Origin of the sequence: Rhizobium sp. LjRoot258, assembly GCF_964254185.1 — a bacterium.
Classification (GTDB): domain Bacteria; phylum Pseudomonadota; class Alphaproteobacteria; order Rhizobiales; family Rhizobiaceae; genus Rhizobium.
This window is the reverse complement of record NZ_CAXUST020000001.1, coordinates 3,306,217-3,326,856: the sequence shown is the minus strand read 5'-3', so window position 1 is coordinate 3,326,856 and position 20,640 is coordinate 3,306,217. Positions and strand designations below refer to the sequence as shown.

Annotated in this window: 20 protein-coding genes; 14 read left to right on the top strand and 6 right to left on the bottom strand. The window is 60.4% G+C overall.

Annotation, left to right across the window (positions count from 1 at the left end; genetic code table 11):
* Positions 1-6: 6 nt before the first annotated feature.
* Complete coding sequence (locus ACSQ9D_RS16335; protein WP_436283069.1) at positions 7-1,341, bottom strand: ATP-binding protein; 1,335 nt, start codon at positions 1,339-1,341, stop codon at positions 7-9.
* 2 nt (positions 1,342-1,343) lie between these two features.
* The gene (locus ACSQ9D_RS16330; protein WP_436283068.1) at positions 1,344-1,997 is read right to left on the bottom strand and encodes a response regulator; all 654 of its coding nucleotides are present in this window, start codon (positions 1,995-1,997) and stop codon (positions 1,344-1,346) included.
* Between the two features lie 224 nt (positions 1,998-2,221).
* On the opposite strand from ACSQ9D_RS16330, the gene ACSQ9D_RS16325 reads away from it, so the two are divergent.
* The 8 genes from ACSQ9D_RS16325 (at position 2,222) to ACSQ9D_RS16290 (ending at position 11,432) form a co-directional block, all read left to right on the top strand.
* Entirely contained in the window at positions 2,222-3,175 is a 954-nt protein-coding gene (locus ACSQ9D_RS16325; RefSeq protein ID WP_436283067.1) for a sugar-binding transcriptional regulator, read from the top strand.
* Positions 3,176-3,320: 145 nt separating this feature from the next.
* Complete coding sequence (locus tag ACSQ9D_RS16320) at positions 3,321-4,631, top strand: ABC transporter substrate-binding protein (RefSeq protein WP_436283066.1); 1,311 nt, start codon at positions 3,321-3,323, stop codon at positions 4,629-4,631.
* A gap of 136 nt (positions 4,632-4,767) precedes the next feature.
* On the top strand, positions 4,768-5,640 hold the full coding sequence (locus tag ACSQ9D_RS16315) for a carbohydrate ABC transporter permease (RefSeq protein WP_436283065.1): 873 nt from the start codon (positions 4,768-4,770) through the stop codon (positions 5,638-5,640).
* A gap of 1 nt (position 5,641) precedes the next feature.
* A complete protein-coding gene (locus ACSQ9D_RS16310) occupies positions 5,642-6,472 on the top strand; it encodes a carbohydrate ABC transporter permease (protein WP_072375549.1) in 831 nt (276 codons plus the stop codon).
* A gap of 18 nt (positions 6,473-6,490) precedes the next feature.
* Positions 6,491-7,489: an ABC transporter ATP-binding protein gene (locus ACSQ9D_RS16305; RefSeq protein WP_436283064.1), complete on the top strand. Its 999-nt coding sequence runs from the start codon at positions 6,491-6,493 to the stop codon at positions 7,487-7,489.
* A gap of 107 nt (positions 7,490-7,596) precedes the next feature.
* Positions 7,597-9,078, top strand: coding sequence for a mannitol dehydrogenase family protein (locus ACSQ9D_RS16300; RefSeq protein WP_436283063.1), 1,482 nt, complete (start codon positions 7,597-7,599; stop codon positions 9,076-9,078).
* Positions 9,079-9,159: 81 nt separating this feature from the next.
* Entirely contained in the window at positions 9,160-9,849 is a 690-nt protein-coding gene (locus tag ACSQ9D_RS16295; RefSeq protein ID WP_436283062.1) for an HAD family hydrolase, read from the top strand.
* The gene (locus tag ACSQ9D_RS16290) at positions 9,849-11,432 is read left to right on the top strand and encodes an FGGY-family carbohydrate kinase (protein ID WP_436283061.1); all 1,584 of its coding nucleotides are present in this window, start codon (positions 9,849-9,851) and stop codon (positions 11,430-11,432) included. Before ACSQ9D_RS16295 ends, ACSQ9D_RS16290 begins: the two co-directional genes overlap by 1 nt.
* Before the next feature lie 4 nt (positions 11,433-11,436).
* On the opposite strand, the gene ACSQ9D_RS16285 is transcribed toward ACSQ9D_RS16290, so the two are convergent.
* On the bottom strand, positions 11,437-12,291 hold the full coding sequence (locus ACSQ9D_RS16285; RefSeq protein WP_436283060.1) for a MurR/RpiR family transcriptional regulator: 855 nt from the start codon (positions 12,289-12,291) through the stop codon (positions 11,437-11,439).
* A 230-nt stretch (positions 12,292-12,521) separates the two neighbouring features.
* Here ACSQ9D_RS16285 and ACSQ9D_RS16280 point away from each other — a divergent pair, with 230 nt between their 5' ends.
* A complete protein-coding gene (locus tag ACSQ9D_RS16280; protein WP_436283850.1) occupies positions 12,522-13,235 on the top strand; it encodes a sulfate transporter family protein in 714 nt (237 codons plus the stop codon).
* Positions 13,236-13,271: 36 nt separating this feature from the next.
* On the opposite strand, the gene nth is transcribed toward ACSQ9D_RS16280, so the two are convergent.
* Positions 13,272-14,054: an endonuclease III gene (gene nth, locus ACSQ9D_RS16275; protein ID WP_436283059.1), complete on the bottom strand. Its 783-nt coding sequence runs from the start codon at positions 14,052-14,054 to the stop codon at positions 13,272-13,274.
* Between the two features lie 22 nt (positions 14,055-14,076).
* Between nth and ACSQ9D_RS16270 the strand changes: the two genes are divergently transcribed.
* Positions 14,077-14,574, top strand: a complete 498-nt coding sequence (locus ACSQ9D_RS16270) for a DUF2244 domain-containing protein (protein ID WP_436283849.1) — start codon at positions 14,077-14,079, stop codon at positions 14,572-14,574.
* A gap of 69 nt (positions 14,575-14,643) precedes the next feature.
* Positions 14,644-15,516: a methylated-DNA--[protein]-cysteine S-methyltransferase gene (locus tag ACSQ9D_RS16265; protein WP_436283058.1), complete on the top strand. Its 873-nt coding sequence runs from the start codon at positions 14,644-14,646 to the stop codon at positions 15,514-15,516.
* 14 nt (positions 15,517-15,530) lie between these two features.
* Here ACSQ9D_RS16265 and ACSQ9D_RS16260 read toward each other — a convergent pair whose 3' ends face one another.
* Positions 15,531-16,511 carry a sugar-binding transcriptional regulator gene (locus ACSQ9D_RS16260; protein ID WP_037119741.1) on the bottom strand — a complete coding sequence of 327 codons (981 nt, stop codon included), beginning with the start codon at positions 16,509-16,511 and terminating at the stop codon, positions 15,531-15,533.
* A gap of 392 nt (positions 16,512-16,903) precedes the next feature.
* Here ACSQ9D_RS16260 and tal point away from each other — a divergent pair, with 392 nt between their 5' ends.
* Positions 16,904-17,869 carry a transaldolase gene (gene tal / locus ACSQ9D_RS16255; RefSeq protein WP_436283057.1) on the top strand — a complete coding sequence of 322 codons (966 nt, stop codon included), beginning with the start codon at positions 16,904-16,906 and terminating at the stop codon, positions 17,867-17,869.
* Positions 17,870-18,106: 237 nt separating this feature from the next.
* Here tal and ACSQ9D_RS16250 read toward each other — a convergent pair whose 3' ends face one another.
* Entirely contained in the window at positions 18,107-18,943 is an 837-nt protein-coding gene (locus ACSQ9D_RS16250) for an amidohydrolase family protein (protein WP_436283056.1), read from the bottom strand.
* A gap of 217 nt (positions 18,944-19,160) precedes the next feature.
* On the opposite strand from ACSQ9D_RS16250, the gene ACSQ9D_RS16245 reads away from it, so the two are divergent.
* A complete protein-coding gene (locus ACSQ9D_RS16245) occupies positions 19,161-19,892 on the top strand; it encodes an SDR family oxidoreductase (RefSeq protein WP_436283055.1) in 732 nt (243 codons plus the stop codon).
* Between the two features lie 101 nt (positions 19,893-19,993).
* Entirely contained in the window at positions 19,994-20,632 is a 639-nt protein-coding gene (locus ACSQ9D_RS16240) for a DUF1345 domain-containing protein (protein WP_436283848.1), read from the top strand.
* Positions 20,633-20,640: the final 8 nt, after the last annotated feature.

Below are 20,640 nucleotides of genomic sequence, written 5' to 3'. Positions count from 1 at the left end.
TCCTGGCTAGGCTGGAAGCGTCATTTTCGCTTCGAAGCCAGTTTTTGCGCCGGTCGCCGGCGACGACAACTCCAGCGTGCCGCCCATCTGGGAGACGATACGGTCGGCAATAGCCAGTCCGAGCCCGGAACCGGACGCTGTCGTCTTGCCGCGACTGAAGCGCTTTTTCAGACTCGCCATGTCGGCCTCGCGAACCAGCGGTCCGCCGTTGATGACGCGGATGATGCCGCCGCTTTCAAGGCTGACGTTGACCGGCAGGTCCGGATCGCCGTGCAGCAAGGCATTCTCGATCAGGTTTCGTGTGACGATGCCGAAGGCATCCATGTCTGCGTTGCGGACGAGCTTTGCGTCCGGCGCCGCGGAATATTGAAGCCTACCATTCGTGCGGCTGTCGCGCTGGAAGTCGGTGACGACCATGTCCAGGACCGGACGCAGGTCGACCGTATTTGAGCTCCCACCGATGCCGGCCTCCGCGCGTGACAACTGCAAAAGCTTTTCTGCCAAACGGCCGAGATTGACCAGCGAAGCCTCGACCGATTGGACGCGATCCTGCGTTGCGCCGGGCGGCAGTTCCTCGATGAGGCGCTGAGCCTGTGCAAGCGCGCCGGCGATCGGCGTTCTCAGTTCGTGCGCGCTGTTGGCGGTGAATTCGCGCTCCGCTTCGAGGGCAGCGCGCAGGCGCCCGAGGAGCAGGTTAACCGATCGCGCAATCGGCCGTAGTTCGACCGGCAGCTTCTGGCCGTCGACCTCCGCCATGTTGCCACTGTCCTTCGTCCCGATATCTCGCCGAAGCGTCTCGATCGGTCGCAGCGCGCGCCCGACGATGAACCAGATCGCGAAAATGCTGGCGGGAATGAGCGCCACCAAAGGGATGAGCAGTGTCACGGTGCTTTCGCGCACCGCCTCGCGCCGGTTCTTGAACCGATCGGCCACCTGCAGGAACAGAGAACCGTCGGCTGTCATCTCGGTATAGATTCGAGCCGTCGGCGTGTCGTGAAACCCCATGCGAAGCGGCGCCTCGAAGGGCTCGGCCGGCGCATCATTCGAGCGCAACGCGACCTTGCCGCTGGCGTCGCGTACCTGATAGGTCAGATACTCGCGTCTGGCCGCAGCGTCGAACATCGCCATGGCGTGCGGATCGATCTTCGTACTCTGGTTCAGATCGTCGAGGATCAGAGCCAGCAGGCGCTCGGTCGTCTCCTGCTGGGCGCCGTCGAAAATCTCATCGAACTCATGCTGCATCACCCGAAAGCTGAGGCCGATCGCAGCAAGCCAGAAGACGACCATGACGGTCGTCAGAGCAAGAATAAGCGGGCCGGTGATGCTGCGTTCGCGTTTCATCTTCATCCGATTGTGTAGCCGATGCCGCGTGCCGTGCGGATCCTGTCCTTGCCGATCTTCTTGCGCAAGCGGCTCACATAGACCTCGACCGTGTTGCTCTCGATCTCCGAGCCGAACGCATAGAGCGCTTCCTCGATCCGGTCCTTCGGAACGATCGCGCCCGGGCGCGCCGTCAACAGGTCTAGCACCGCCCATTCGCGGCTCGTCAGGATGATCGTTTCGCCGGCCACAGAGAGCTGATGCAGGGGCCGGTTGATCTCGATATCGGAAATGCGGAGCACGGGATGCGGATTGGCGTCATAGCGGCGCGCTACCGCCATGATGCGCGCTTCCAACTCGTCCAGATTGAACGGTTTCACGAGGTAGTCGTCGGCGCCGGCGTTCAGTCCGTCGATGCGATCCGAGATCTGGTCTCGCGCCGTCAAGATGATAATGGGCGTCTTCAGGCCTCTTTCGCGAAAGCGGCGAAGAAACTCAACGCCGCTGCCATCTGGGAGCTGAAGATCGAGAAGGATCAGCCCGTAGTCGACAGGTCGAGCCGCGGCGTCGGCATCGGCGAGATTTTGTACCCAGTCGACGGCATGATTGGCTGCGATGACGTGATCGCGCACTGCTCCACCAATCATTCTGTCATCTTCAACCAGCAGAATTCGCACAGTTTTTTCCTCGGTGCCAGTTAGCTCGCAGTTCAACCCTCGGTCAAGCAAGCCTTGATCGACAAAGATGACAAGCAGATGGCATCCAGCGACCGCGCGGCAAGTCAAAATAGGCTGTGCAATTTCTCAATGCACTCGACATTTGCCCGAATTCTGGTTTGATCTGCCGCAATATGCATCTTCTGGTCGGCTACGCCCGGTCCTTTCAGCATGGTAGAGACTTGATGGTAAGAAAATCCGAGACTTCGGGACGGCTGGATGACGCGGCGCGTGCAGGATGGCTCTACTACGTGGCGGGGCGAACACAGGATGAGATTGCCTCTTCCATGGGGATTTCGCGGCAATCGGCACAGCGTCTGGTGTCGCTCGCCGTTGCCGAACGGCTGATCAAGGTGCGGCTCGACCATCCGATCGCCGCCTGCCTCGAACTCGCCAATGCTGTGCGCAAGAAGTTCCACCTCAAGCATGTCGAGGTCGTGCCAAGCGACCCAGGCTCCAGTTCGACGACCGTCGGCATCGCGGAGGCAGCTGCGGCCGAAATCGAGCGCTGGCTGAAGCGGGCGGATCCGATCGTGCTGGCGGTCGGGACAGGGCGAACGTTGAAGGCCGCGGTCGATCAGCTGCCCGCCATCGAATGTCCCAACCATCGTATTGTGTCGCTGACTGGCAACATCGCGCCCGACGGTTCGGCCGCCTATTACAACGTCATCTTCAGCATGGCCGACGCGGTGAAGGCGCGGCACTTCCCGATGCCGCTGCCAGTCCTGGTGACGTCGGCGGAGGAGCGGGAAACCTTACACAGCCAGCAGCTCGTCCGCTCGACGCTGGAGATCAGCGCGCAGGCGGACGTGACGTTCGTCGGCATCGGCGAGCTCGGCATCGACGGACCGCTTTGCGTCGACGGCTTCCTGGAGAAGGACGAGATGATGGAGCTGATGCGCAACGGCGCTGTCGGCGAGATCTGCGGCTGGGTATTCGACGGCGAGGGCAAGCTTCTCGACAACCCGATCAACGAGCGGGTGGCCTCTGCGTCGATCCCCTCGCGCGAGCGGTCGACCGTCATTGGAATCGGCAAGGGCAAGCGTAAATTCAAGGCGATCAAGGCTGCTGTAACAGGCCATCAGATCAATGCGCTTATCACCGATGAGGACACTGCCGAGTATCTGCTCAGGTCGTGAGCAAATATATATTCCTTTGAATTCAGGTAGATAACCTACATCTTCGCTGATGCAGCAACGAATGGTGATTGACATTTTTCTCCCATAGGCGAGTAATTGCCCATGAGCAAAGCGAATGCTCGCACTCATCTTCTGGGAGGAAGATATGACATTGAGAACTCTCCTGCTGGGCGCCTGCTCAGCACTGGCGTTTGCCGGCATGGCTTCGGCCGAAACGCTGACAATCGCGACCGTCAATAACGGCGATATGATCCGGATGCAGAAGCTGACGGATGACTTCAAGAAGAAGAACCCCGACATCGATCTCGAGTGGGTGACACTCGAAGAAAACGTCCTGCGCCAGAAGGTTACGACCGACATCGCGACCAAGGGTGGCCAGTACGACGTTCTGACGATCGGTACGTATGAAGTTCCGATCTGGGCCAAGCAGGGCTGGCTTCTGCCGCTCGACAACCTCGGCGCAGACTACGATGCCGACGACCTGCTGCCGGCAATCCGCAGCGGCCTGAGCGCAGACGGCAAGCTCTATGCAGCGCCGTTCTACGGCGAAAGCTCGATGGTCATGTACCGCAAGGACCTGTTCGAAGCCGCCGGCCTGAAGATGCCTGACGCGCCGACCTGGGACTTCATCGCGGAAGCCGCGAAGAAGATCACCAACAAGGACAAGGAAATCTACGGCATCTGCTTGCGCGGCAAGGCTGGCTGGGGCGAAAACATGGCCTTCCTGACGGCCATGTCGAACTCCTTCGGCGCCCGCTGGTTCGATGAGCAGTGGAAGCCGCAGTTCGATCAGCCGGAGTGGAAGGACACGCTGAACTTCTACGTCAACCTGATGAAGGAAGCCGGACCTCCCGGTGCATCCTCGAACGGCTTCAACGAAAACCTGGCGCTCTTCCAGACCGGCAAATGCGGCATGTGGATCGACGCGACCGTTGCTGCGTCCTTCGTCAGCAACCCGAAGGAATCCACCGTCGCTGACAAGGTCGGCTTCGCTCTGGCTCCGGATAAGGGCCTCGGCAAGCGCGGCAACTGGCTCTGGGCCTGGAACCTCGCCATACCGGCAGGCTCGCAGAAGGTCGAAGCGGCTGAAAAGTTCGTCGCCTGGGCAACGAGCAAGGACTACACCAACCTTGTCGCCGAGAAGGAAGGCTGGCTGAATGCACCTCCGGGTACGCGCTCGTCGCTCTATGCGAACGCCGATTACCAGAAGGCGGCGCCTTTCGCCAAGATGACGCTCGACAGCATCAACGCGGCTGACCCGACCAAGCCGACCGTCAAGCCGGTCCCCTACGTCGGTGTCCAGTTCGTCGCTATCCCTGAATTCCAGGGTATCGGCACGGCCGTCGGCCAGCAGTTCTCAGCAGCTCTTGCAGGACAGGTCTCGGTCGATCAGGCGCTGCAGAGCGCGCAGCAGCTGACGACCCGCGAAATGACCAAGGCTGGTTACATCAAATAGATAACCTCCTGAGAAGGCGGGGCGTTTGACCTCCCCGCCCATCTGGGTCGCCGAATGCCCAAACTGCGTCGGCGACCCCCCTTTTTCTCAGCTGTCTTGCAGCCGTCTGCCTCTTTGAACAGGATCGGTCATCGCCATGGCAACGTTACACACCCGCTCCGCAGCGCGAATGATGATCGCACCGTCCGTTGTGCTTCTCTTCCTGTGGATGATCGTCCCGCTCGCGATGACGATCTACTTTTCGACGCTGAGTTACAATTTGCTCAGCCCGGGCATGGAAACCTTCGTCGGCTTCCTGAACTACAAATATTTCCTAACCGATCCGGCCTTTTTCTCCGCGTTGATCAATACGTTGCTGCTGGTGCTCGGCGTGCTCCTGATCACTGTCGTGGGCGGCATCGCGTTTGCGCTGCTCCTGAACCAGGATATCTACGGACAGGGCATCGTTCGCATCCTGGTGATTGCCCCCTTCTTCGTCATGCCGACGGTTGCGGCGCTGGTGTGGAAGAACATGTTCATGAACCCGGTCAACGGGCTCTTCGCGCATCTCGCCAAGGCGCTTGGATTGCAGCCCTATGACTGGCTTGCCAATGCGCCGCTCTTCTCGATCATTCTGATCGTCGCCTGGCAGTGGCTGCCCTTTGCGACACTCATCATGCTCACCGCCCTGCAGTCGCTGGACGAAGAGCAGCAGGAGGCCGCCGAGATGGATGGCGCCGGCGTTGTTTCGAAGTTCATCTACATCATTCTGCCGCACATGGCCCGCGCCATCACGGTGGTGATCCTGATCCAGACAATCTTCCTTCTCTCGGTCTTTGCCGAAATCCTGGTCACCACCAACGGCGGCCCCGGCACGCAGAGCACGAACCTCACCTATCTCGTCTATGTGCAGGCGCTTTTGCAGTTCGATATCGGCGGCGCTTCGGCGGGCGGTATCGTGGCGGTCATCCTCGCCAACATCGTTGCGATCTTCCTCGTGCGCCTTGTCGGCAAGAATCTGGAGGCTTGAGATGGCTAGAAAAGTCACAACTCAGCGCAAGGTGGTCATGACCGCCATCGCCTGGACGCTCGGCATCCTGATCTTCTTCCCGATCCTCTGGACGTTCCTGACGAGCTTCAAGACGGAAGCGGATGCCATCGCCTCGCCGCCGCAGTTTCTGTTCTTCCACTGGACGACGGAGAGCTATGCGGAAGTGCAGAGCCGCTCAAACTATCTCAGCCACTTCATGAACTCGGTGATCATTTCCTTCGGCTCGACGCTGATTGGCCTGATCATCGCCATTCCAGCCGCCTGGGCGATGGCGTTTTCGCCGACCAAGCGGACGAAGGACGTCTTGATGTGGATGCTGTCGACCAAGATGATGCCGCCGGTCGGCGCGCTGATCCCGATCTACCTGATGTTCCGCAACTCCGGCCTGCTCGACAGTCGCCTCGGCCTGGTGATCATCCTGACGCTGATCAACCTGCCGATCATCGTGTGGATGCTCTACACCTACTTCAAGGAAATTCCCGGCGAGATCCTGGAGGCCGCGCGCATGGACGGCGCCTCGCTTGCCAAGGAAATCATCTACGTGCTGACGCCGATGGCGGTACCGGGCATCGCCTCGACGCTGCTTCTCAACATCATCCTGGCTTGGAACGAAGCCTTCTGGACGCTCAACCTCACCGCGTCGAAAGCGGCGCCGCTGACGGCGTTCATCGCTTCCTATTCCAGCCCCGAAGGCTTGTTCTACGCCAAGCTTTCGGCAGCCTCCACCATGGCGATCGCGCCGATCCTGATCCTCGGCTGGTTCTCGCAGAAACAACTCGTCCGCGGCCTGACCTTCGGCGCGGTGAAATAAGACATCAGGGAGAGAAACATGGGAAGCATTACCCTTCAGAAAGTTTCGAAGGTCTTCGGTGAAGCCAAGGTCATCCCTTCGATCGACCTCGAGATCAAGGACGGCGAGTTCGTCGTCTTCGTCGGCCCGTCCGGCTGCGGCAAGTCCACCCTGCTCCGACTGATTGCCGGTCTTGAGGATGTCAGTGGCGGCAACATCGTCATCGACGGCAGGGATGCAACGGAAAAGGCCCCGTCGGAACGTGGTCTAGCGATGGTGTTCCAGTCCTATGCGCTCTACCCGCATATGAGTGTGCGCAACAACATCGCCTTTCCGCTGAAGATGGCAAACATGGACAAGGCGGAGATCGACAGGAAGGTTGCCGATGCTGCCCGGGTTCTGAACTTGACTGACTACCTCGAGCGGAAGCCGCGACAGCTTTCGGGCGGCCAGCGCCAGCGCGTGGCGATCGGCCGTGCGATCGTGCGCCAGCCTTCGGCCTTCCTCTTCGACGAGCCGCTGTCGAACCTCGATGCTGCTCTGCGCGTCAACATGCGCCTGGAGATCAGCGAGCTGCACCAGCAACTGAAGACGACGATGATCTACGTCACCCATGACCAGGTGGAAGCCATGACCATGGCCGACAAGATCGTGGTGCTGAACCGCGGCAATATCGAGCAGGTGGGATCGCCGCTCGAGCTCTATCACAAGCCGCGCAATCTCTTCGTCGCCGGCTTCATCGGTTCACCGAAGATGAATCTCGTGAAAGGCCAATATGCGGCGCAGTTTGGTGGGCACACGATCGGGGTTAGGCCGGAGCACATGTTGCTTTCGACCGAAAGCGGCGACTGGAAGGGCAAGGTGATGGTCGCCGAGCACCTCGGCGCCGACACCTTCCTGCATGTCGATGTCGAGGGTATCGGCCATGTTACCGCGCGTGGCGGGGGCGATTTCCCGGCCAAGGCCGGCGACATTGTCTATCTGACGCCCGACAAGACGCGGATCCACAAATTCAACGAAGGCGGCCTCGCCATCTGAGCGCATTGTTGCCGGGTTGGGGACGAAAGCGCAACGCCGGACAAGGTGCCCGGCGTGCCGATACCGGGGTCGCAGCCGAGCCCGAAGACCTTCAAGAGGACTGAAACATGACGTGCAAACTATCGCTGGCAACGCTTTCCGAGGCGGCAAAGACGGCCGCCGTACCGACCTATGAGCGGGCGTCGCTGAAAGCGGGCATCGTGCACTTCGGCGTGGGCAATTTCCACCGTGCCCATCAGGCCATCTATCTCGACGACCTTTTCAATCTGGGCCAGGATCATGACTGGGCGATTGTCGGCGCTGGTATCTTGCCGTCCGATGCGGCGATGCGCGAAAAGCTCGCCGCCCAAGACTTCCTGACGACCGTCGTCGAGCAGGACAACAACAAAACCGCCGCGCGGATCACCGCGCCGATGGTCGACATCCTGCCAGTGGGCGATGCCAAGACGATCATCGCCAAGCTCGCGGATCCCATCATCCGTATCGTTTCGATGACGATCACCGAGGGCGGCTATTTCATCGACGCATCTGGTACGTTCAATCCCGACCATCCGGCGATCGCCGCGGATGGCCAGAACCCTGCCGAGCCGAAGACGGTCTTCGGCCTTGTTGTCGCCGGCCTCAAGGCGCGCAACGAAAAGGGCATCGTGCCTTTCACCGTCATGTCCTGCGACAACATCCCCCATAACGGCGTCGTCACCGCGAATGCCGTTATCGGCACAGCACGGCTTTCGGATCCTGCCTTTGCCGACTGGGTCAAGGCGAACGTCGCCTTCCCGAATGCCATGGTCGACCGCATCACGCCGGCCACCGGACAGCGCGAAATCGATCTCCTGAAGAATGCCTTCGGCATCGAAGACAACTGGCCGGTCTATTGCGAAGAGTTCAAGCAGTGGGTGCTGGAAGACAAGTTCACCGCCGGCCGGCCGGCGCTCGAGAAGGTCGGGGTCACCTTCGTGCCGGATGTGACGCCCTACGAGCACATGAAGATCCGCATTCTCAACGGTGGCCACGCGGCGATCGCCTATCCCGCAGCGCTGATGGACATCCACTTCGTACACGACTCGATGGAAGATCCGTTGATCGGGGCCTTCTTGGCCAAGCTGGAAAAAGAAGAGATCATCCCGATCGTTCCGCCGGTTCCCGATACCTCGCTGACGGCCTACTTCTCGCTGATCGAGCACCGACTGCGCAATCCGAAAATTGCCGATACGATCCCGCGTCTGGCGCAGGACGGATCGAACCGGCAGCCGAAATTCATACTGCCGTCGACACTCGACAATCTGAACCAGGGCCGGGATGTCGTCGGCCTGGCGTTGGTTTCGGCACTGTGGTGCCGCTACTTCGCTGGAAAAACGGATAGCGGCAAGGACATTGCCTTCAACGACGCCAGCGCCGACCGGCTGCATGCGGCGGCTTTGAAGGCCAAGGATGATCCGCTGGCCTTCCTCGCCTTCGACGACATCTTTGGCGAGGTGTCGAAATCCGAGCTGTTCCGCAAGCGCTTCGCCCACGCATTGGAAACCTTGTGGGAAAAGGGCACGCGTGAAACCCTACAGCTTTATCTCGACAATAAGCTTGCTGTGTAAGGATCGCTGACGGCATTCTGGCCGCCGCCTCCGCCCGTCCGGCGGATGGAACTTCCTGCACTAACTGCGATTGGGTCTACCATGGCTGAGGCTGAAACACGGCTGGTCATTTTCGATTGCGACGGCGTTCTTGTCGATAGCGAACCGATATCGGTGAGCGTCTTGGTCAAGGCGATGAACGATCTCAACGTTCCGATCACCGAGGAGGAGGTCTACGGGCGTTTCCTAGGGCGAAGTCTCGCAACGGTGATCGAGACGATGAAGTCCGAATACAACGTCCACCCGGGCCAGGAATTCCTCGAGCAGATCCGCACAGACCTCTACGCCCGGTTTCGCAAGGAGTTGAAGCCGATGGACGGGATCGCAAAGACAATCGACAGCCTCGGCGTCCCCTGTTGCGTCGCCTCCTCAAGTCAGGTCGAACGCATTCGGCTGTCGTTGACGGTCACCGGCCTGATCGACCGGCTGCCTGATATTTTCAGCGCGACGATGGTCAAGCACGGCAAGCCGGCGCCCGATCTCTTCCTGCATGCAGCGCGCGAAATGAACGTCGATCCGGCAAATTGCGTCGTCGTGGAAGACAGCCCGGCTGGGATCGAGGCGGCGAAGGCCGCGGGCATGACGGTCTTTGCCTTCACCGGTGGTTCGCACGCCAATTTTTCCGGCTATCGCGCTGAACTTGACCGGCTTTCGCCTGAAGCCGTGTTTGACGCGATGCCGGATTTGATACACCTTATCCGCAAACATAAGCAGGACGGGATGCACCTTTAATGCCTCAGCATGTGGTTGCGGTCGATATCGGCACGGGCAGCGCGCGCGCCGGCGTCTTCGACGCTCGCGGCGCGCTGCTGGGCAAGGCCGAACACCCGATCATCATGAACAGGCCGCGTGAGAACCACGCCGAACACGATTCCGAAGACATCTGGTCGGCGGTCTGCATTGCCGTGCGCAAGGCGATGGAGCAATCGGGTGCGGCGCCTGCATCGGTGGGCGCGATCGGCTTCGACGCCACCTGTTCGCTCGTCGTGCGCGATGTCGATGGCGGCCAGATCAGCGTTTCCACCGGCGGAGAACGGCGCTTCGACACGATCGTCTGGCTCGACCATCGGGCGCTGAGGGAAGCCGATTTCTGCACGGCCACGGAGCATCCCGTGCTGGAGCATTCCGGGCATTTCATGTCGCCGGAAATGGAAATGCCGAAGCTGATGTGGCTGAAGAAGAAGCTGCCTGGCACCTGGATGAACACCGGCTATCTGTTCGACCTCGCCGATTTCTTGACCTGGAAGGCGACCGGCGCGCTTGCTCGCTCACGCTGCACGCTGACGGCCAAGTGGAACTATCTCGCACATCTCAATAAGGGATGGCAGAAGGATTTTCTCGAGCAGATCGGGCTTGATGACCTCCTCGAACGTGGACGGCTGCCGGAGGAAACAGTGCCGGTCGGCAAGAGTGTCGGGACGCTGACGCAGGAAGCCGCCTCGGCGCTCGGATTGACGACGGCGTGCCATGTCTCCGCAGGCATGATCGATGCCTATGCAGGGGCGCTGGGCACGCTTGGCGCTGAGGCACAGGATGCCCGTCGGCTGGAACGCCAACTGGCGCTCATTGCCGGCACGTCGAGCTGTATCGTGTCCTTCTCGCGCGAGCGCAAGCCGAGTCACGGCATGTGGGGTCCATACTACGAAGCTGTCTTTCCGGAGTCCTGGCTGGTTGAGGCAGGGCAATCGGCGACGGGTGCGTTGCTCGATCATATCGTGCGGATGCACGCGGCTGGCGGCGAACCGACTGCGGCGCTGCATCAAAAGATCGTCCTGCGCATTGCGCAGCTTCGCACCGAGGAGGGGGACGAATTCGGCGCCCGGATCTTCGTCCTGCCTGATTTTCACGGCAACCGCTCGCCGCTCGCCGACCCGCATGCCGTCGGCGGTATCAGCGGTCTGACCCTGGACACGTCCTTCGATGGGCTCTGCGCGCTCTATTGGCGCACAGCAGTGGCGATTGCGCTCGGGATCCGCCACATCCTCGAGCGGATGAAGGAATATGGCTATGTGCCGGACACGCTGCATGTCGCTGGCGGCCACGTGAAGAACCCGGTGCTGATGGAGCTCTATTCGGATGCAACCGGCTGCAAGGTCGTGGTGCCGAAGATGAACGAGGCCGTACTCCTTGGCACGGCGATGGCCGCTTCCGTAGCCTGCAGTCTCTATGGAGATCTCGCAGAAGCCGGATCGGCCATGTATCCCGGCGGCGAAGAGCGACTGCCGAATGCGGCCAAACGGGCCCTTTATGACCGCGATTATCGCAGGCTGCTTGGCATGTATCGTCATCGCGCCGAACTGGAGGCGATGGAGTAGGCGCCTAGCGGTTTGCGCCCTCCCCGAGCATGCTACCAAATTCGGTCATGCGACGGGTGCGGGCGCTCGCTTCTTCGCCGGCGGCGGCGATCACGGCTTCCGACAGACAGTCGAGCAGGGCCATCAGCGGTGGCAGGTTGTCGTCGCCATCGGAGCGGGCAGGCGGAAGGGCGAGGACGAGATTGGCCTGATCCGGAATCCAGTTGGCGCCTTGTGCGGTGATCAGGATGACCTTGTATCCGTAGCGCCGTGCCGTCCGCGCCAGCAAGCGGGCTTTGCCGAAACGACGGCTGTCGATCACGACGAGCAACGCGTCATTGCCATCGAGCCGTGCGAAAAGCTCGGCGAAACGGCTGCCCGTTCCATCAAGCGCATGAATGCCGTCGCGGGCATAGGTCAATCGCTGGGCAAAGTGGGACGCGAAACCGGACAGGCGCGCATGCGAGGCGACAAAAACCTCATGAGCGGCCGATATCATCGACACTGCCTCGTTCCACTGTGGCTGGCCCGTCAGATGGTAGATATGGTGCAGCGCCTGGATCTGTTCGGAGACAAGTACGGCGAGCGGCTTACCGGCGGAAGCGTCGGTCTGCAGCTCGGTGAGCGATGCCTGCATCTGCGTCGGCGAGATGGCGCTTGTCTCGCGAATGTGGATCTTGACGCTGTCGAGCCCCTGATAGCCGAGCGCGCGCAAAAAACGGCCCACCGTCATTGGGCTCAGATCCAGCCGATCGGCAACGGAGGCGGCTGTTTCGAACGGCAGGTCGTTCAGATGCTCGAAGAAATATTTCGCGATCCGTCGTTCGGCCGGGGTGCCGGACTTGGCATATTGGCGGAGCTTCTGGACAAAATCTTCCACGTCAGCCGTCCTGATCTTCCCGGAAGCATTTCTCGGATATGCAGGGCCCACCCTTGTCGTTTGCAACTATTCCGGAAGCTGCGTCTCAGGATCAAACAATCCTAGATGATAAATTACTATATATTAACATAGATTTTCCGACAAGTTTTGGGTTAATCGACGGAATTTATTTCAGCCTTGCCGTTCAAAGTTCAGATTCCTACATGGCTATTGCAACCGGAGACCTCAGGATGATCTTTCAGGCCGCTCGCCTATCCCTCATCAATCTTTTTGCGGCGGAAACACGCTCAGTGTTCTGGAAGGTCCTGGGACTGACTCTTCTGGTGCTTGCCGGGCTTTGGCTGGCGCTGCGCAGTGCCTTTATGTCGTTCGTCTTTCCGTGGATTGCCAGCTTTTTTCCCGCGATGCCCGATTGGGCGGGGTGGCTCGGCTTCGTGTTTGCGATCGCTGCCGCCATCGGGCTTGCGCTCGGGTTGGCGCTGTTGCTGTCACCGGTAACAGCGCTGATTGCCGGCCTGTTTCTCGACGATGTGGCCGAGGTGGTAGAAAAGCGGGACTATCCCTTTGATCCGCCCGGCACAGCGATGCCGCTCGGTCCGGCGCTCGCAAGCTCTATCAAGTTTCTCGGTGTCGTCATCCTTGGCAATATCGTCGCGCTCTTCCTGCTCTTCGTGCCGGGCATCAACCTGATCGCGTTCTTCCTCGTCAACGGCTACCTGCTCGGCCGGGAATTCTTCGAGTTTGCCGCGATGCGGTTCCGTTCGCCGCAGGAGGCACGGTCATTCCGCGCCAAGCATGCGGCGACGGTCTTTCTCGCGGGGCTTGTCATTGCTGCCTTCCTGGCCATCCCGATCGTCAATCTGCTGACGCCGCTCTTCGCCGCAGGGCTGATGGTGCACCTGCACAAACTGATTTCCCGCGAGGACATGGGACTTCACGGCTAAGGGTCAGGTGGAGCGTGCCGAAGTCTGCCTCCAGGCTTACTCGACGGCCTCGCCAATCACTTGCCGCGGTAGCTCGACCAGCGGCGCCGGCACGTCGCAGGTCTTCTCGGGCGATTTGCAGATGTCGGCGATGACGCAACGCTCACATTCCGGCTTGCGGGCCTTGCAGGTGTAGCGGCCATGCAGGATGAGCCAGTGGTGCGCGTGATAGAGGTAGTGCTTCGGGACGACCTTCATCAGCCGTTCCTCGACCTCATCCGGCGTCTTACCCGGCGCCAGCTTGATGCGGTTGGCGATACGGAAAATGTGGGTATCCACCGCCATCGTTGCCTGACCGAAGGCCATGGAGAGCACGACGTTGGCGGTTTTGCGGCCGACACCGGGAAGCGTCACCAGCTCGTCGCGCGTTTGCGGCACGACGCCGCCGAATTTCTCGACCAGGATCTGCGAGAGAGCGATGACGTTCTTGGCCTTGTTGCGATAGAGGCCGATCGTCTTGATGTAATCCCGCACCCGTTCCTCGCCGAGCGCCAGCATCTTTTCGGGCGTGTCGGCGATCTTGAAGAGCGCACGCGTCGCCTTGTTGACGCCGGCATCCGTCGCCTGGGCGGATAGGGCCACGGCGACGACGAGCGTGAACGGGTTTGTGTGCTCAAGTTCACCCCTGGGCTCCGGGCGCTGGATGGAGAAGCGGTGGAACATCTCCTCGCGCTCGGCTTCGGAATAGGCGCAACGGACCGTTGCCGGCTTCTTGCGGTGAACGATCACTTTTGAGTTCTGCGGCGATGTGGCGGCGGATTTGAGTTTCGGAGTTGGCATGGAAAACCTATACTTGGCAGCCATGATGGAACGCAACGCCGATAGAGCCAACGAACAACCTGTTTTTGCCGCAGAGCTTTTTCCTTATCGGTCGCTTGGCCGCAAGGGTTTCAAGGTCTTGCTGCTTGTGACCGGTGCGGTGTGCTGCCTGTATGGCATGTTCTTCGTGGCGACGGGCGCCTGGCCGATCGGCTTCTTTTTCGGGTTGGATTTTCTGTTGCTCTACGGCGCCTTCTGGTTGAACTACCGTTCCGGCCGGGCGCGGGAGGAAGTGACCGTGTCGCGTAGTGATATTTTGGTGCGCAAATTCGCGCCCTCCGGGCGGATGGTGGAGCATCATTTCAATCCCTTCTGGACGCGCTTCTTCGTCCGCAGGCATCAGGAAATCGGCATCCTTTCCATGTATATTTCCGGGGAGGGACGGGGCACGGATATCGGTTCCTTCCTCAATCCCGATGACCGCGAAAGCTTTGCCAAGGCCTTCAAGTGGGCGCTTGCCACCGTCAAGCAGCGGATTTGATCGGTACGCAAGAATCGGGTGGTTTGCGAGGGCTCACTTGACTATCTCCTTGGTACAAGGAGAAAGATCATGAATATGGTAGCCAAGCTGAACAACGACATCACGCCCGATGGCTCTGATTACGAGACCGTACGCCAGGTGATCGAACTCATCACCGAGGACTATCGCGACCAGCCGTCTCTCGAAACGATTGCAGCGCGGCTGAGCCAATCGCCGACGCAGTTGCAGAAGACGTTTACGCGGTGGGCCGGCCTGTCTCCGAAGGCTTTCCTGCAGGCCGTCACGCTCGACCATGCAAAGCGGCTTCTCCGCGAAGAAGCGATGCCATTGCTGGAGACGTCGATCGAGGTCGGGCTTTCCGGCCCCAGCCGTCTGCACGATCTGTTCGTCACGCATGAGGCCATGTCACCTGGCGAATGGAAGGCCAAGGGCGGTGGGCTGACGATCCGCTACGGCTTCCATCCTTCGCCGTTCGGCGTTGCGCTCGTGATGGTGACGGACCGTGGCCTCGCCGGGCTTGCCTTCAGCGATCTCGGGGAGGAGGTGGCTTGTCTTGATGACATGACATGTCGCTGGCCGAATGCGAGTTACGTCGAGGATGCCGAAGCAACGGCGCCCTATGCCGAGCGCATATTCGAGCCCGGCCGCTGGACGTCGGAGCAGCCGCTGCGCGTCGTGCTGATCGGCACCGATTTCCAGGTGGAGGTATGGGAAAGTCTGTTGAAGGTTCCCTTCGGCAGGGCCGTCACCTATAGCGATATCGCCAATGACATCGGCCGGCCGAAGGCGATGCGCGCGGTTGGTGCGGCGGTCGGGGCCAACCCGATTTCCTTTGTGGTCCCCTGCCATCGGGCGGTTGGCAAGGGCGGCGCCTTGACCGGCTATCACTGGGGCCTCACCCGCAAGCGGGCCATATTGGGCTGGGAAGCCGCCCACGCCTGAGGCGGTCTCGGCTTTTATTGTGCCGCTAGGTCCAGCAGCACCTTGGCGGCACTTTCGTCGGTAATCAACGTATTGCAGCCGATCCGCTTGATCGTGGCGCGAATCGCCACGGCGCGATGGGCGCCGCCCGATGACAGCACGATGTGCTTTGCTTTTTTCAGCGTGTCGAGATCCACCGACATGACGCGGCTGTTGATCGAGTGATCGATCGTATTGCCGTCCTTGTCGAGGAAGTTGAACATGGTGTCGCAGACGCAGCCGGCGTCGATCAGCTGCTGCAACTCGGCCTTCGAGATCCAGCCTTCCGACAAGGAAGTGGAATGCGGCCCGATGTCGCCGCAGCTGACGATCGCGAGATCCAGCGTTTCCGCCAGGCGATAGATCGTGTCCAGCCCGCATTTTTCGACAAGGTTTCGCTTCGTCTCGGTCGAATCTACAAGCAGCGGCGCGAGGAACATGTAGCACTCCGCACCGAGCTGGCTCGCCAGGCGCCAGGTGTAGTCGATCGGGTTCGTTTGGTGGACGGCGACGACGCCGCCGAGCAGGGAGACGACCTTGCAATTGTCGCGCCGAGGCGGCCGAAAACTGGACAGCGATGCGGTCATGGTGCGGCCCCAGCCGACGCCGATGGTGTAATCGTCGGGAATGGCCTCGGAGAGAAACTGTCCGAGCGCAAGCCCGACGCTCTTGGCTAGCGAGTTGGCGTCGGGGTGTGCGGGCGCGGGGACGACGATCGCCTCGTCGAGGCCGTAAGCGCGCTCGAGTTTGACCGACAGTTCGACGCAGTCGCCAATCGAGTCGTTGATCCAGATCTGCACTTCGCTGCGCTTCATCGCCTCGTCGAGCAGGCGGATAACAGTCGTGCGGCTGATGCCGAGCTGTTCGGCGACGTCCTTCTGCGTCAGGCCCTGATTATAATAGAGCCAGGCGGCACGCAGCCTCAGAGAGGATGCCTCAGAATAAGCCGTGTGCGTGCCGCGTTTGAGCTTGACCACATCTCCTCCGGAGCGAATTGCGCCCTAGTTTTACTATCAAGCCAGGACGGGTTCTGTATTTTGCCCGATAATGACGGGTGTGACACTTATGTCAATTGAAATGCACAAATGTCCTTGACATATCGAGGGAGGAATGGCGATAGTCGCCGCGAAGAAGTCGCTCTTGTGCGTCCGAGAGGCAATGTGCAGGCAAGCGGGAAGCCCATCGGCCTTTGGCGGTCGAGGCGTGACGGCTTTTTACAGGGACGACGCAGTTGCCGCCAACCTTTGCGGCTCGTTTGGAAAAGACGGGCGCAATCTGATGCGCAGCATGCAGGCTGCCAATTCGTAGATCATTTTTGCCGGGCGAGGTTCGCATCGGCTCGCAGCTCAAGTCAAAAGGACCAGGGACCATGACATCCAAGCTTGACCAACTCCGCGAGATTACCACGGTTGTTGCCGATACCGGTGACATCGAAGCCGTTGCCCGTCTGAAGCCCGTCGATTGCACGACGAACCCAAGCATCGTGCTGAAGGCACTCGGTACGCCGATGTTCGCAGACACGGTCAAGGAAGCCGTTGCCTGGGGCAAAAAGCAGGGCGGCAATCCAGAGGCCGTTTCCGTGGCCGTTGCCGATCGTCTGGCGATTTCCGTCGGCGCTGCACTTGTGAAGCTCGTTCCGGGCCGCGTGTCGACCGAAGTCGATGCGGATCTCTCCTTCGATACCGGAGCGTCGCTTGCCAAGGCACGTTCCATCATCGCGGCATACAAGGAACGCGGCATCGAGCGCGACCGCATCCTCATCAAGCTGGCTTCCACCTGGGAAGGCATCCGCGCTGCCGAAATCCTGCAGAAGGAAGGCATCGACTGCAACCTGACGCTTCTCTTCTCGAAGGCCCAGGCGGTTGCTTGCGCCGACGCCAAGGCGTTCCTGATCTCGCCCTTCGTCGGCCGCATTCTCGACTGGTACAAGAAGTCGACGGGCAAGGAATTCACGCCCGAGGAAGATCCGGGCGTCATCTCCGTCCGTGACATCTACAATTATTACAAGGCCAACGACATCAAGACGATCGTCATGGGTGCATCGTTCCGCAGCGCTGGTGAAATCGAGGCGCTGGCCGGTTGCGATCGCCTGACGATCGCCCCGAACCTGCTTGACGAACTCTCCAACGATCAGGGCAAGCTCGAGCGCAAGCTGTCGCCAGACGTGACGAAGCCGGCCCCGAAGATCGCGATCGACGAGAAGACTTTCCGCTGGATGATGAACGAAGACGCCATGGCGACCGAAAAGCTCGCCGAGGGCATCCGCGCTTTCGCTAAGGATCTCGGCACGCTGCGCGCCATGGTCCAGAAGGAACTGCAGCTCGCAGCCGCCTGAGGCTTTCGAGCATTGGATTGAAAGAAGGGCGGTGCCGATGGCGCTGCCCTGTTTTTTCTTTGCTGATAGAGGTCGCTTCAGTTCTGGCGCGGCTCCTCCCGTCACCCTCATTCCTGTGCTTGTCACAGGAATCCAGCCGCGGCGCGTCTGCGTCGTGAAAAGAGCCTTTTGTCGAGGGGCGACGTCGAGGGAGGCTGACTTGTCAGCGATTTGAAGTGGTGCCGCCCTCTTTGGTTTTCACATCGGCCAGATGCGTTTCGCGTTTGCCTGGTAGAGCTTGTCGCGTTCCTGCGCGCTGCAGCCCGATGTCAACGCGTGCGTGGCGGCGACCCAAGGCGTGAGTCCGCCGCCGAGCGTGCAGACCGGCCAGTCGCTACCCCAGACGACGCGATCCCAGCCGAAGCTCTCGATCGTATGCTCGACATAGGGACGCAGACTGTCGACCGACCAGTTTTCGAGATCGCCATAGGCGATGACGCCAGAGATCTTGGCGGTCACATTCGGGCGTCGGGAAAACTCGCCGATGCCGTTGCGCCAGACGTCGTTCATTCCGTCCTTGATCGGCGGATTGGCACAATGGTCGAGAATGAAGCAAACATCCGGGCAATGATCGACGAGTGCGAGAACCGTTTCGAATTGGTAGGGAAAGACGCAGAGGTCGAAGGTCATGCGGGTGGCGGATAGCCGCCTGATGTTCTCGCGGAACAAGGGCCGTGCTGCTGTATCGTCGGCAGCCACATGCAGCACGCGGCGGAAGCCCTTGATGAAGGGATCGGCGAGCGACCGTTCGAGATAGTCCGCAAACCCGTTCGCCTCCGGTCGACAGGCGGCGATGACGCCGCGCACGAGGCTGCCCGGGCGGGCGCCGATTTCCCTGACATAATTGGTCTCGTCATTGATGCGCGCGGGCGCGACGTCCACTTCCATGTGCAGGACATTGGAGATCCCGCAGCGCAGCGCATCCCGCGCATAATCGTCGTAGAGGTTGTCCCGGTTAAGATCACCTGCGCCGGAGAGCCAGGGATAGTCGAGCGCCTGCCGATCGACGATGTGCAGGTGTGTATCGAAGAACATGCGATTCCTCCCATTCATGCCATGCTGTCTGCCGCCGAGCTACGGCATCTACGCCGGGTGGCGCCTCGGTATCAGAGTTTTCCCGTGCCCGTCGGCGCTGGATTGATTAGGGTTTCTCCAGCGAGCGAAGCGTGCGTTATACAGGTTGACGCCAATGTGAATATATTGTTTGCATATGAATGAATGCGCCGCAAGCGCTGGGATTTTGGGAGGATGCATGAGCCACGGTCTGGAAGGCAAGAAAGTTGTCATTACGGCGGCAGGTCAGGGTATCGGTCGAGCGAGCGCGGAGCGCTTCCTTTCGCTCGGCGCGCATGTCTATGCGACCGATATCAATGAGAAGACGCTTTCCACGCTTGAGGGTGCACAAAAGCATATCCTCAATGTGCTCGATAGCGACGCCGTTCGCTCCTTCGCGACGGAGATCGGTCCGATCGACGTTCTCTTCAATTGCGCCGGCTTCGTTCATGCTGGCTCGATATTGGAATGCGAGGAGAAGGACTGGGACTTCTCCTTCAACCTGAACGCAAAGGCGATGTATACGACCTGCCGCACCTTCCTTCCCGGTATGCTGGAGAAGGGTAAGGGTTCAATCGTCAATATGGCGTCGGTCGCCTCCAGTGTGAAAGGCGTGCCCAACCGCTTCGCCTACAGCGCGTCGAAAGCGGCCGTGATCGGGCTCACCAAGTCGATCGCGTCTGACTTTGTTGCCAAAGGCATCCGCGCCAATGCGATCTGCCCCGGCACGGTAGACAGTCCGTCGCTGCACGATCGTCTGCGTGCGACCGGCGACTACGAGAAGGCGCTGAAGGATTTCATCGCCCGCCAGCCGATGGGGCGGATTGCAACGCCAGAGGAGATTGCTGCTCTCGTGACCTATCTCGCCGGCGACGAATCGGGCTTCACGACAGGTCAGATCCATGTCGTCGACGGTGGCTGGACCGGCTGAGATCGTATTGCTCCCGCTGCCATCAAGCTGATATCAAGGACGATCTCGCACGGGCGGAGCGTTCAATGGCGGAAGACGCGAAGGACCGGGAAAGCTGGGTCATGGGGCAAGTGCGAAGGCATTTGGTGTTCGTCGTCGCCGTGGCCGCCGGGCTGGTGACGTTCTTGCTGCTGACGAGCCGCCAGGTCAACCCGCAGAACCTGATCTTCGGCTGGAACGTCGGCGCAATCGTGTTTACGGCGCTCACCTGGCGCCGGATGTTGCGCGCGAGCGTTGCCAGCATCCGCAAGCGGGCGGAGGATCTTGACTTTTCAGACGTCTTCCTGCTGGCGCTGTCGATCCTGGCGGCGCTCGCCAGCATCGCCGGCATCGCACTGGAGCTTCATACAGCCAAGGAGGCTGAAGCAGGCGAAGCACTCGCACGAGCGCTTGGTGCAATCGCCACGATTCTCATCTCCTGGGCATTCCTGCATACCTTGTTCACGGTACACTATGCACATCGCTTCTATGGCGGAGAGGACAAGGGGGAAGGGCTGAAGTTTCCGGAAGGCAATGACGAGCCGGTCTATTGGGACTTCCTCTATTACTCGTTCACCATCGGCGTGGCATCTCAGACGGCCGACGTCGCGACGACATCGGTGACCATGCGCAAGCTGACGCTCCTGCATTCCATCCTGTCGTTCCTGTTTAACACGACGATCCTGGCGCTTGCCATCAATGTCGGTGCGAGCCTCCTCTAACCCCTTTG